The following is a 13,902-nucleotide window of genomic DNA, read 5'->3' on the forward strand; positions in this document are numbered from 1 at the left end:
AGACAATATAATCCTTTTAAATCAATAAAATACAAAAACAACAAAACATTAATAAATAATTATATGTATTAGAAATGGTAAAAAAAATGAAAGATAAGACCACAAAAACCATAAAAAAAACAAAAAATAAAATTTTATATCAAATTAAATTAAAATTTAAAAAATACAATAAAATAGATAATAAAGCTGCAACAATAACGTGAGGTAGATCGAATTTCAATAAAAATCCCATAAAAAACAATTACATAAAATGATATAAGGTGAGATGGTTGGAAATATTTTCACCTTATCGATTAATTTAATTTTTTTATGTTTTCGGGAGTAAACTTTATTGCAAAGATATTAAAAGAGAAAAACCCAATGACAAGAAATTTAACTAATGATAAATCCAGCCATTATCACCAGGTTATTTACCTTTTAATTATAATGCAGTATTGAGGTTGCCTGATTAATCCTATTCCTTTCATTTAGGCAGCGATCCTCCAGAACCAACATGATATGGCGAGCTTCAACGAGACGACAGGAAATAACCATAAAACAGCTGGCATCCAGACCTACTGTGAAAAACAGATTAAATAATCGCTGCAAAAACATCGCCTAGATCACACTTTAGTCACAAATCGCCATTTCCCAACGAAAAGTACCCGCGAACCCTCCAAAAATCTATTCAAGAAAAGCCGTTATGAAGCTTCAATTAAGAAACACAAAACAAACATTAAATTAACATTTCCGTGCCAATATTGATTATATTGATATCAAGACCGGCGCTTTTTATTCAGACTGTGAGGTAGACATGAAACCAGAAGATTTTCGCGCCGATAAAAAACGCCCATTTACCGGTGAAGAGTACCTGAAGAGCCTTCAGGATGGCCGCGAAATTTATATTTATGGCGAGCGCGTAAAAGATGTCACCACACATCCCGCGTTCCGCAATTCTGCTGCTTCAATCGGTCAATTGTACGATGCCCTGCACGCCCCTGAAACCCACGATGCTTTATGCTGGAACACCGATACCGGCAATGGTGGTTATACTCACAAATTCTTCCGCTTTGCCACCAGCGCTGACGATCTGCGCCAACAGCGTGACGCTATTGCCGAGTGGTCACGTCAGACCTATGGCTGGATGGGCCGTTCACCTGACTATAAAGCGGCATTCGGCAGTGTGTTAGGCGCATTCCCTGAATATTATGGTCAATTTTCTGATAACGCTCGTCATTGGTATAAAAAGATTCAGGAAACGGGGGTTTATTTTAACCATGCCATCGTTAATCCCCCCATCGATCGCCATAAACCCGCCGATCAAACCCGTGATGTTTTTATCCAACTGGAAAAAGAGACGGATGCAGGTATTATCGTCAGCGGCGCAAAAGTGGTCGCGACCAACTCGGCTCTGACCCACTATAACTTTATCGGTTTTGGTTCCGCGCAAGTCATGGGAGATAACCCTGATTTCGCCCTGATGTTTGTCGCCCCAATGGATGCCGATGGCGTGAAACTGATTTCCCGCGCATCTTATGAACTGGTAGCCGGTGTGACTGGTTCCCCGTTCGATTATCCTTTATCCAGCCGCTTTGATGAAAACGATGCGATCCTAGTGATGGATAAGGTCCTTATCCCTTGGGAAAATGTCCTGATTTACCGTGATTTTGACCGCGCACGTAACTGGGCGGTTAAGGGCGGTTTCGCCAGCCTGTTCCCATTACAGGCTTGTGTACGTCTGGCAGTGAAACTGGATTTTATTACCGCCCTGCTGCAAAAGAGCCTGGAATGTACCGGCGTGATAGAATTCCGTGGTGTCCAGGCGGATCTGGGGGAAGTAGTTGCCTGGCGTAACCTGTTCTGGTCGCTGAGTGATGCTATGTGGGCAGAAGCCAAGCCGTGGCAAGGCGGTGCTTATATGCCGGATATTCAGGCAATACAAACTTACCGCGTGATGGCCCCAACCGCTTATACGAAAATTAAACATATTATTGAAAAAAACGTTACCAGTGGCCTGATTTATCTGCCATCCAGTGTCCGTGATATGCATAACCCAGAAATTAATAAATATCTGGAACGATATGTTCGTGGTTCCAACGGTATAGATCATGTTGAACGGATCAAAGTGTTAAAACTGATGTGGGATGCCATTGGCAGTGAATTCGGTGGTCGCCATGAGTTATACGAAATCAACTACGCCGGCAGCCAGGATGAAATTCGTCTGCAATGTCTGCGCCATGCCCACGGATCCGGTAATATGAAGAAAATGATGGATATGGTTGATCGCTGCCTTTCTGATTATGATCAAAACGGCTGGCTCAGACCACACTTATACAACAATAACGATATTAACCAGTTAGATACGCTGCTGAAATAATCGGTAGCAGGAGGCCAATTATGTCTGTAGAAAATGAACATCGCCTGCGTTTCAGAGATGCGATGGCAAGCCTGTCAGCAGCAGTGAATATCGTCACCACCGATGGTCCTGCCGGATGCTGTGGTATTACCGCCACCGCAGTATGCTCGATCACCGATACGCCACCCACTCTGATGGTATGTCTTAACCGCAATAGTGCTATGAACATGGTTTTTCAGGAAAATGGCCGCCTGTGTGTCAACATCTTAAACCATGAGCAAGAATTGATGGCACGCCACTTTGCTGGTATGACCGGAGTCAGTATGGAAGAACGCTTTCGCTGGAATATCTGGCAAAAAGGTCCGCTGGGCCAACCTGTGTTGACCGGCACCCTCGCCAGCCTTGAAGGTGAAATTGAGCAGGTTCAGGAAGTCGGCTCTCATAATGTGTATCTGGTTCACATCAGGCATATTACTGTGAGCGAACAAGGCCATGGTCTGATCTATTTCAAACGTAATTTTCGTCCGGTTATGCTGGAAACTGTTGCTGCCGCAGTTTAACAACCTATTGGTTAGGCTCTAAGCTGCTCCGCCAATATTCAGGCCCGAAACGGCCTGAATAGCCTTCTTTGCTTGCTTTATTCAGTTAATAATTCAACTAAATCCTCTTCCTAACCCTTTTTGATATTCACCTGACGAATATGCTGTTAAATTTTATACGCAATCTTTATGTTCGTGTGATCGACCATTGAGAACCTATTTTAACCCCATAATAATCTACCTCGCTCAATGTTCACCTAAATAAAGTGCGTAAAAACATAATCTTAGCGATGCATCATTTCACGGGGATGTCGACTACCCTGCATTTCCTGGTGTGTTCCAAGATAAATAATCACTAATCAGAGGTAATCAACTATGAATAAACCCGCTTCGATCGGTTTATTACAACAACCTAAGCCGTTTTTCATGATCTTCTTCGTCGAACTTTGGGAACGATTCGGCTACTACGGCGTACAGGGCATTCTTGCCGTTTATTTTGTACAAAAATTGGGATTTTCTCAGGAACAGGCGTTTACTACCTTCGGGGCATTTGCAGCGTTGGTTTATGGCCTGATCTCTATTGGTGGCTATGTCGGTGACCATTTACTCGGAACTAAACGAACCATTGTGATAGGTGCTATCGTTCTGGCAGTGGGTTATTTTATGACTGGCCTTTCCATCCTGAAACCTGATTTAATTTTCTACGCATTAGGAACGATTGCCGTTGGTAACGGTCTGTTCAAAGCCAATCCGGCCAGCCTGCTGGCTAAATGCTATCTACCCAAAGATCCTCGTCTGGACGGGGCTTTTACTTTGTTCTACATGTCAATCAACATCGGTTCGCTGTTCTCACTCGCTATCGCACCGGTTATTGCTGAAAAATTCGGCTATGCCGTTACCTATAATATTTGTGGTATCGGTCTGATTATTGCTTTATTGGTCTATATCTTCTGTCGCAATACGGTTCGTAATATTGGCTCTGAACCAGACCATCAACGAATCAACTACAAAAACCTGATCTTGGTTCTAGCGGGAGCTGTGGCGACGGTTTTCGCCTGTGCATGGCTGATGCACAATGTGAAAATTACTAATATTGTTCTGATTGGCTTGTCTGTGATCGTGGTGTTTATCTTCTTCCGTGAAGCATTGAAGCAGGATAAAGTTAGCCGTAACAAAATGTTTGTCGCTTTCATTTTGATGCTTCAGGCCATTGTGTTCTTCATCCTGTATGCTCAGATGCCAACTTCTCTAAATTTCTTCGCAATCCATAACGTTCATCATCAGCTACTTGGTTTTAATATCAATCCGGTCAGTTTCCAGGCACTTAACCCATTTTGGATCGTTGTTGCCAGCCCAATACTAGCGGCTCTGTACACTCACTGGGGAACTAAAGGTAAAGACCTGACCATGCCGGCTAAGTTTACCGTTGGTATGTTCCTGTGCTCTTTAGGTTTCCTGACTGCCGCCGCTGCCGGTTTGTGGTTTGCTGATGAGCAAGGTTTGACTTCACCCTGGTTTATCGTTCTGGTTTATCTGTTCCAAAGCCTGGGTGAATTGATGATCGGTGCATTGGGTCTGGCAATGGTTGCTGCTCTGGTTCCTCAGTATCTGATGGGCTTCATTCTGGGGATGTGGTACTTAACTCAAGCAACCTCATTTTTACTCGGCGGCTATGTAGCAGCCTTTACTGCGGCACCGAAAGGCATTACTGATCCATTGCAAACATTACCTGTCTATACCAGCGTATTCGGTAAAATTGGTATCGCTACTTTTGTTATCGCGATCATTATGGCGATTACAGTGCCGTGGCTGAACCGTATGATGAATGAGAAACAAAAAGCATAATTTGTTCTAAGTGAAAACTTCTCCAAAGGAGGTAATACCGCCCGTTTAAGAATTTTTGTGCGGGCGGAGTACCTCCGTTTTCCAATTAACCCCTCGGTTAAAAGTAAAATATGGACACAAAACTTTCTACACTTTCCCTGTCTAATAAGCTGTTGCTGGAAGGGATTAAAACGCAGTTTAATCTGAACAGCCATACCAACGTTGATTTCATCAATTTATTACCAAAGCAGAGGCTGGGATACTAAATGAAGTACTGCTGCGTTTACTTCCTTTAATTGGTGCAGATGCTTTAATCGAAAAATTAATGAATGATGACAAGCCATCCGAGTGATGGCTTTTGTTTGGTGTGACTTAATGTGAGTCGGAGGCGATGAATGTGCGCCGCGAAGCATCATTCAAAACAATATTAAATTACCTTCGAAACCAGTCATGTGGGATCCCTCACCGACATTTTTGTAACAAGCAAGGAATTCCATCAGTCAGAGATGGAGCCTCTAGAATTTAGTCGCTTTGAACATGACGAAAGGTGGGTAATATCGTAGACCTTCGTTATCCTTTGAAACATCAGCGTCACTGTGTTCAAAAAGCTCAACAGTTTTGAACCCGGCCTCGTTTAAGATGTTGTAATATGTCTCTTTATGCCAATGCGTATCTGCAATCTTAAAAATACTTCCATTTGGCAGAGTTAAATACACTGGCTTGGTTTCTCCATCACTGTATTTTTTATTTTGATCACCACTCATAAAAGAACTGAACTTAATCCCAGCGGAATCCGGATTGGTATCCAATACGTAAAAAATGCCACCAGGTTTTAATGTCCTGTGAACTTCCTTAGCGATTTTCAAAAGATCAGACTTTTTACTGTTAGTAATGAACACATAACAGCATATGGCTGCGTCGAAAGTATTATCATTGAAGTTAAGGACATCAATTGTGATTTGATGATAAGTACTATTGCCACGATTGATGTTGCTGGAAGCTTTGTCTACCATGGTTTGTGAGATATCTACTCCCGTTACCGTCTTTATGCCTCCAGCAATTAGCCGACGTGACACTTTCCCACCACCACAACCGTAATCAAGAACCGATACGTTTGACCCCAAGCTCTCCTTAAGGTTTTCAATCAACGGTGTGTACCCAAGTCTATCCTCCAAATAATCATCATATTGATCGAATAAGTTTGAAGCCTCTTCATTCATCCAGTCAGTATTCATTTGTTATCTCATATTCATTTATGTGTAGTAAAAACTAAAAAAGGAGTAGATTTGCCTATTCCAGCCCATTCAATAAAAAAGATCTGTGATTCAACGCGACTAATTTTCTTCTGGTACTCCAGCACCTTGGATACCACCGAAAAATCTGACTCAGGTATTACAGGTGGTAAACATATTGGCTCAAATGTTTCAAATGGACGATCCAGTATGGGTTGGACTTTCTCTTGAATTGAGAGTGTATTTTCGGGGGCACATCATAATATCCTTAAAGTTCCAATTTCGGAAAAGAAGCACTCTTTCGAATTTGGTTTTTAAGGGATTTTAAGAAAAAACATAACTAAATAAAATAAACAAGTTTAACAGAGCCTAAAATAACAACTTGGCTTTTGTCAATATCTACATTATATTTAGCAATATTGTTTTTTCTTTAAATTAATCACGTTCCTCCAGAACCCCATTGTGAAAAAAACTCAATATCAAAATGACACAAATACAACCATATGTATATAGGCATTATCTATATATTGAGTTCTGTCACAATATTCATTTTTTTACAGGAGGTTTCTTGTATATATACCAAATTAACTTGAATTCTTCATCTTTAAATTAATTGGATATATTAACATTCTAAAAATAGTTTTTAAAAAAATAATAACCGCATTCATTGAAAATAATCATTTCATGCAGAGTGATATATAGTCGCGATAATTACAATATTCTCTTCGAACATCACAAAATATTAATCATTTTATTTTTCACGAAACACTATTAAAAACAATTTCAATTATTTCATTACTTTATCACAAACAAATGTAATTATTATTTGTGTTATTATAAATTTTGTTATTGCATTACCACCATCATTTAGAGAAACAATAGATAATAACGCCATGAAATAGTTAATAGGCGAATGATACCGTTTTATCTAGCCGTTATTTTCAACTTATTTCAGCCCGTTATCAGACGTCATATTTGCTGCCTTATTTTAATGAATATCAATAACTTATTTATTTTATCCATGATACGCAGGGCAGCATAAGTGTTTTATTTTTAACATCTAAAAGGAATAAACATGAGCACACTCACGCCAGAACGCCCTGAAATGATACAGCAGGAACAAAAAGCTAACCGACTGCATGAAGCGAGTATTCTCAAACGTGCCAATCCTCAATTACAAAATGCGGTACATCTTGCCATTACAGAGCCTCATGCCGATCAACAAGGTTATAACAGCAAATTTGGGGGCCGCGCCAGTCAGTATGTTGCTCCAGGAGCGGTCTCTTCCATGTTCTCTCCCGCCGCTTACCTGACTGAACTTTATCGGCAGGCACGCGGTTTACATGCAGATAGTTCCGATTATCATCTGGATAAACGCCGCCCTGATTTAAAATTACTGACACTCAGCCAGCAAAATATGGATGATGAAATTTCTACACTTTCTCTATCTAATAAGGTGTTGCTCGAAAGGATTAAGACTCTGGCCGGGTTAGAAGGCCATACTAACGTGATGAAAACGCTATCAACCTTCCGCCCTTCTGGCTCAATGCCGTATCACGATGCTTATGAAAATGTGCGTAAAGTTATTCAGTTGCAAGCTCCAGTATTTGAACAATTCAGTGAATCACCGGAAATTACCAAACTCATGTATCAAACCTCCCTATTGGGAATTAATACTTCTGTCTCGCCTGAGTTGTTTAATATTTTGACTGAGAAAATTACCGATGACGAAGATAAAATTAAGCAGCTCTATAGGGAGAATTTTGGTGATATTGAACCCTCTCTGATGGCAACGCCGGAAAAGCTGAAAAGTTATTATAATCTGACGGATGAAGAATTTAATCAGTTTACTGATCAGCAAAAGATTAAACAAATATATGAGGAAATGCATTCCGAATATGGCGGCCCACAACCAGCGCAATACTATCTGCTTATACTCAATAAGATTATTCGTCTGTCCCAGGCAACAGGGCTGACACCAACAATCCTCAAAAGTATTATCTCTAGTAGCACCTATCAGGAGGTATCTATCTATCCAGAGGTAACCCTGGAAGCAGTAATCACCGTATACGATGAACTTAGTGACGGGCCGGATATTGACGCAAAGATATTAAAGAAAATCTTTCGTGTTAAATACTATATGCAGCGTTACGGTATTGATGCTGAAACTGCACTGATACTGTGCAATGTCCCCATTTCAGGAAACATCTATAATGGTTCCCCCAGTCAATTGTTTAATCGCTTGTTTAATACACCACCATTGAATGGTCAGAATTTTTCCACGTCGGATGAGGCAGAGATTGATTTAAATCAAGGTAGCACCAATGACTGGCGTAAAGCGGTGCTTAAACGTGCTTTTAATGTTGATGATGACTCATTAAAACGCCTATTTAAGATTACCCATCGTAGCAACACTAATGGAAAGATAATCCATAGCGTAGAGAATCTTTCTTATCTCTATCTGGCTAAATTGTTGGCAGACATCCATCAATTGACGGTTGATGAGCTGGATTTATTATTGGTTGCCATAGATGAAGGAACAAACAACTTATCCGGGATTAGTGATGACAATCTGGCTGCTCTGATTGACAAACTCTATGCCGTTACCAGTTGGCTACGTACACGGAAGTGGAGTATGTACCCGTTGTTTGTGATGACCACCACTCACTATAACAAAACCTTGACTCCGGAAATCCAGAACCTGCTAGATACTGTCTACAATGGCTTGCAGGGCTTTAACAGCGAAAATGAAGCAAATCTTCTGTTGAAAATGTCTCCTTATATCGCCGCTGCTCTGCAATTGCCGTCTGAAAATACCGCTCACTACATACTTAGTTGGGCAGATCAGCTAAAACCTGGCGACGGTGCAATGACGGCAAGAAAACTCTGGGAATGGTTGCAAGCTCAACACAACTCAGAAAATCCAACTTCTGTAACAGAAGAACAAGCAGCCCAATACTGCCAATGCCTGGCACAACTGACACTGATTTACCGTTCCACCGACCTTAGCGAAAACACCTTACGTCTGTTTGTCACAAAACCACAGCGCTTTGGCCTTACCGAAGTAACAACATCAACACACAATGCACTATCGCTGATAAAGCTGACGCGTTTTACCGACTGGGTTAACTCTCTGGGTGAAAACGCCTCTACCATACTGACTGAATTTGAAAAGGAAACATTAACGGCAAAACAACTGGCTAAGGCAATGCATATTGATGAAAAGCTGCTGTTACAAGCCAGTATCCAAGTACAGAATGATTTCTCTCACTGGACATCCATTGATACTATCCTGCAATGGGTTAATATCGCGCATCAATTAAACGTTTCTCCGCAGAGCGTTTCAGATCTGGTGGAATTATTAGCCGCAACCCTTCCCCCGACCTATGACAAGTGGGAAAACATCGCTGCAATATTAATCGCCGGTCTGGACACCCAAAAGGCCGATGCCCTGCATACTTTTCTGGATGAGTCTCGCAGCACCGCATTGAGTAAGTACTATATCGGTAAAGCTGCCAGTCAAAACCCAACGATAAAAAACCGTGATGATCTGTACCAGTATTTATTAATCGATAACCAAGTTTCTGCTGCCATCAAAACCACGCCGATAGCTGAAGCTATCGCCAGCATCCAGCTATATGTCAACCGGGCATTAAAAAACATGGAGGATGGTACAGTCACCAGTGTCATCTGCCACCCGTTCTTTACCAACTGGGATAAATACAACAAACGCTACAGCACTTGGGCCGGCGTCTCTAAGCTCGTTTACTACCCTGAAAATTACATCGATCCGACCATGCGCATCGGACAGACAAAAATGATGGACGCGCTGCTGCAATCCATCAGCCAGAGTCAACTGAATACCGATACGGTAGAAGACGCTTTTATGTCTTATCTGACATCGTTCGAACAAGTAGCTAATCTGGAAGTGGTCAGCGCCTATCATGACAATATCAATAGTGATCAGGGATTCACCTATTTTATCGGACACAGTAAAACAGACGTTAATCAATATTATTGGCGTAGCGTGGATCACAATAAATTCAGCGACGGTAAATTCCCTGCTAACTCCTGGAGTGAGTGGTACAAAATTGATTGTCCAATAAATCCCTATAAGAGCACTATTCGCCCGGTAATCTTCCAATCCCGCCTGTATTTAACTTGGCTGGAGCAGAAGAAAATAGCTAAACAAACAGAAAGTGATCACCAAACCGTCGAGGACTATCATTTTGAACTGAAACTGGCTCATATCCGTTATGATGGTACTTGGAATACACCAATCAGCTTTGATGTGAATGACAAAATACCCGATGTTTTGAAAACATCTAAGTCGAAGTTATTAGAAATATCGAAACTATTAGAGCAATTGAAAAAATACCAGGAACAATTAGAGGAAAAACTGAAAGAAGAGCAAAAGAGTCAGGAATGGTTGAGGTCACAGGGGATAACGCCACTGATTCCACTACTGATTCCACCGGAACCACAGGAACCACTAGAAAAATCGGAATTGGGGGAATTACGAAAACAATGGCAGGAGGAACTAGTACTATGGAAGCAGAAACGGGAACAACCGCTAACTCAGATAGATATATACAATCACCTGAAGGAACTAAATCAACAGGAGGTACAAAAACAACAAAATTTACTGGAACAGCAACCAGGGTTCTATTGTACAAATCATCAAGACAATAAATTGCTGATCATCTTTTATCAAAAACAGGATGCTTGGGATAAATACACAGCAGAAGTACCAATAAAAGGACTATATATCTCCTCAAATATGTTATTTGAAGGTATAAATCCTGAAGATTATATAACTCACATTCGTAAACAGTTTGATACCAATACTGAGGCTAATTGCATTATAAAGGTTAATAACCGGTATGAAATCTCATCATCGGTAGAAACGGATGACAATAATATCCTGACCCTTCACCATAATACAAACGGGGCACAGTATATGCAATGGGAAACCTATCGCATTCGCCTTAATACGCTATTTGCCCATAAATTAGTCAGTCGCGCCACCGCTGGAATCGATACTATTCTGAATATAGAGACCCAGAATATTCAGGAGTCTACTTTATGGCATGATAAATTTACTGCAATATTACCAATATATAGCTCAAATCTTCACGGTGACAGCAGAAATATCACAATAATGTTAGGGGATGATATGGAAAGACCTGACGAAAAAAATGTCATTTATCAAGGTGAATTAAAGGATGAAATTCAATTAATTGATCTCTCTGAAACTTATATATCCGTAATAAATGGTAGTAATAGTACTAAGCCAGGAAATGAGCAGGAGAATAGCGATTGTTGGATTTATTTATTTGTAAAAAACTCTAACCAACCAATAAAAATTGGAGAATTTTGGTTTATTAATAAAACTAATTTTCAAGGCTATTATCCAAAAGGTTATATGGAAGATATTGATCCTATTTTTACAGAAAATAAATTAGTAACCGAACCCATGGATTTCAGCGGTGCCAATAGTCTCTATTTCTGGGAGCTGTTCTACTATGCCCCGATGTTGATTGCCCAGCGTTTGCTGCACGAACAAAACTTCGATGAAGCTAATCGTTGGCTGAAATATATCTGGGATCCGTCTGGCTATATTAAGCATGGTCAGATTCAACATTACCACTGGAACGTTCGCCCGTTGCTGGAAGATACCCGTTGGAACGATGATCCATTAAATTCAGTCGATCCTGATGCTGTAGCACAATATGATCCAATGCATTACAAAGTTGCTACTTTTATGCGCACCCTTGATTTGTTGCTGGACCGTGGAGATTACGCCTATCGTCAACTGGAGCGGGACACGCTCAATGAAGCTAAAATGTGGTATATGCAGGCACTGCATCTGTTAGGTGATAAACCTCATTTATTGTTCAGTTCAGAGTGGAGTAAACCGAATCTGGGTGATGCCGCTAATACTGAAAAACAGAAGGAACATTCCCTCGCAATGGTCGCTCTGCGACAAGGTAATGTTGAGCCACATAACAAACCTACAGATCTTTTCCTGCCACAGGCTAATGAAGTGATGCTGAGCTATTGGCAGAAACTGGAACAACGGCTGTACAACCTGCGCCATAACCTCTCTATTGACGGTCAGCTTCTACATCTGCCTATTTACGCTACACCAGCAGATCCGAAAGCATTGCTCAACGCCGCTGTCGCCAACGCCCAGGGCGGAGCAGCTCTCTCACAACCCTTTATGTCACTGTGGCGTTTCCCACACATGCTGGAAAACGCACGCGGTATGGTGAGTCAGCTCACTCAATTCGGCTCTACGTTACAAAATATTATCGAACGTCAAGATGCTGAGGCCTTAAATGCTCTGCTACAAAATCAGGCAAAAGAGCTGATATTGACCAATATAAGCATACAGAACAAAACCATTGAAGAGCTGGATGCTGAAAAAATCGTGCTGGAAAAATCCAAAATCGGGGCTCAATCACGCTCTGACAGCTACAGCAAGCTATACGATGAAAATGTCAATGCAGGTGAACACCAAGCACTGGATATGCGAGTGGCTTCTCACAATATTACAAGCGGATTGAAAAGTCTGCATATGGCTGCTGCTGCACTGGATATGGTACCGAATATCTACGGCCTGGCTGTTGGGGGATCACACTATGGTGCTATCGCCAATGCGATTGCTATTGGTGGTGGCATTGCCGCAGACGGTTTATTGATTGAGGTCGATAAAGTCTCGCAATCTGAAATATGGCGCCGCCGCCGTCAAGAATGGGAAATCCAGCGTAATAATGCACAAGCCGAGCTGAAACAAATCGACGCTCAACTTGGTTCACTGGCAGTGCGCCGTGAAGCCGCAGTATTGCAGAAAACCAGCTTAAAAACTCAGCAGGAACAGACTCAGGCACAACTGACCTTCCTGCAACGTAAGTTCAGTAATCAGGCACTGTACAACTGGCTGCGTGGTCGACTAGCCGCCATTTACTTCCAGTTCTACGATTTGGCGGTATCGCGTTGTTTAATGGCCGAAATGGCCTATCGTTGGGAGACGAATGAAACCACGACAAGCTTCATTAAGCCTGGTGCCTGGCAGGGAACCCATGCGGGCCTGCTCACAGGTGAAACCCTGATGCTGAATCTGGCACAAATGGAAGATGCCCATTTGAGGTGGGAGCAACGCGCTCTGGAAGTGGAACGTACTGTTTCATTAGCAGACGTCTATACGGTGCCTGGTAAGGATAGAATTGATTTAGCAACTGAAATCACAGATTTACTCGAAAAAAGGAAAGATAACTTGGGCAATGACAATAATGGCATCCATCTCAATGACAATAAATTGATAGCCAAAGTCAATCTTGCCAATTTGAACATTCGGGAAGATTACCCGGCATCTGTTGGCGAAACCCGACGCATTAAACAGATCAGTGTCACCCTGCCAGCCTTATTAGGGCCATATGAGGATGTGCAAGCGATCCTATCCTACGGAGGAAGTGAAACCAGATTGGCCGAAAGCTGCAAATCACTGGCAGTTTCCCATGGAATGAATGACAGTGGACAGTTCCAACTGGATTTCAATAATGGCAAATTCCTGCCATTTGAAGGAATTGCCGTTGATGATAAGGGAACTTTGATCTTGAGCTTCCCAAACGCGACTGACAAACAGCAAACCATGTTACAGACTTTGAGTGATATTATTCTTCATATTCGCTATACCATTCGCTAATTAACGCTCTCAACCAGACACTAAAACAGGCCTCTAAACGGGGCCTGAATCTTTCCTAATGGGGCCCTTTGCGCACTACAAAATATTAATCATCTTATTTTTCATAATACACCATACGCAACAAATGCAATTATTTCATTTTGTTGTTGTTACTAATATATATTACTTTGGATGCAATTATAAATTTTGTTATTGCATTACCACTGCCATTTAAAGAAATAATAGATAATAACATTATGAAATAGTTGATAGTTGAATGATGGC

At 41.4% G+C, this 13,902-nt stretch carries 5 protein-coding genes; 4 read left to right on the forward strand and 1 reads right to left on the reverse strand.

Annotation, left to right across the window (positions count from 1 at the left end):
• Window positions 1-793 precede the first annotated feature (793 nt).
• From hpaB to dtpB, 3 genes are all read left to right on the forward strand, one after another.
• Window positions 794-2,356: a 4-hydroxyphenylacetate 3-monooxygenase, oxygenase component gene (gene hpaB, locus C5471_RS00310; RefSeq protein ID WP_133813601.1), complete on the forward strand. Its 1,563-nt coding sequence runs from the start codon at window positions 794-796 to the stop codon at window positions 2,354-2,356.
• Between the two features lie 20 nt (window positions 2,357-2,376).
• Window positions 2,377-2,895, forward strand: coding sequence for a 4-hydroxyphenylacetate 3-monooxygenase, reductase component (gene hpaC, locus C5471_RS00315; protein WP_133813600.1), 519 nt, complete (start codon window positions 2,377-2,379; stop codon window positions 2,893-2,895).
• A 354-nt stretch (window positions 2,896-3,249) separates the two neighbouring features.
• Complete coding sequence (dtpB, locus tag C5471_RS00320) at window positions 3,250-4,719, forward strand: dipeptide/tripeptide permease DtpB (RefSeq protein WP_133813599.1); 1,470 nt, start codon at window positions 3,250-3,252, stop codon at window positions 4,717-4,719.
• A gap of 494 nt (window positions 4,720-5,213) precedes the next feature.
• Here dtpB and C5471_RS00325 read toward each other — a convergent pair whose 3' ends face one another.
• On the reverse strand, window positions 5,214-5,933 hold the full coding sequence (locus tag C5471_RS00325) for a class I SAM-dependent methyltransferase (RefSeq protein ID WP_133813598.1): 720 nt from the start codon (window positions 5,931-5,933) through the stop codon (window positions 5,214-5,216).
• A 1,072-nt stretch (window positions 5,934-7,005) separates the two neighbouring features.
• Here C5471_RS00325 and C5471_RS00330 point away from each other — a divergent pair.
• Window positions 7,006-13,638: a Tc toxin subunit A-related protein gene (locus C5471_RS00330; protein WP_133813597.1), complete on the forward strand. Its 6,633-nt coding sequence runs from the start codon at window positions 7,006-7,008 to the stop codon at window positions 13,636-13,638.
• Window positions 13,639-13,902 lie beyond the last annotated feature (264 nt).

The organism is Photorhabdus tasmaniensis (assembly GCF_011189505.1).
GTDB lineage: Bacteria > Pseudomonadota > Gammaproteobacteria > Enterobacterales > Enterobacteriaceae > Photorhabdus > Photorhabdus tasmaniensis.

Coding starts and splice junctions, on each gene's coding strand:
- dtpB (WP_133813599.1), top strand. CDS start 3,250: ATGAATAAACCCGCTTCGATCGGTTTATTACAACAACCTAAGCCGTTT.
- hpaB (WP_133813601.1), top strand. CDS start 794: ATGAAACCAGAAGATTTTCGCGCCGATAAAAAACGCCCATTTACCGGT.
- C5471_RS00325 (WP_133813598.1), bottom strand. CDS start 5,933: ATGAATACTGACTGGATGAATGAAGAGGCTTCAAACTTATTCGATCAA.
- C5471_RS00330 (WP_133813597.1), top strand. CDS start 7,006: ATGAGCACACTCACGCCAGAACGCCCTGAAATGATACAGCAGGAACAA.
- hpaC (WP_133813600.1), top strand. CDS start 2,377: ATGTCTGTAGAAAATGAACATCGCCTGCGTTTCAGAGATGCGATGGCA.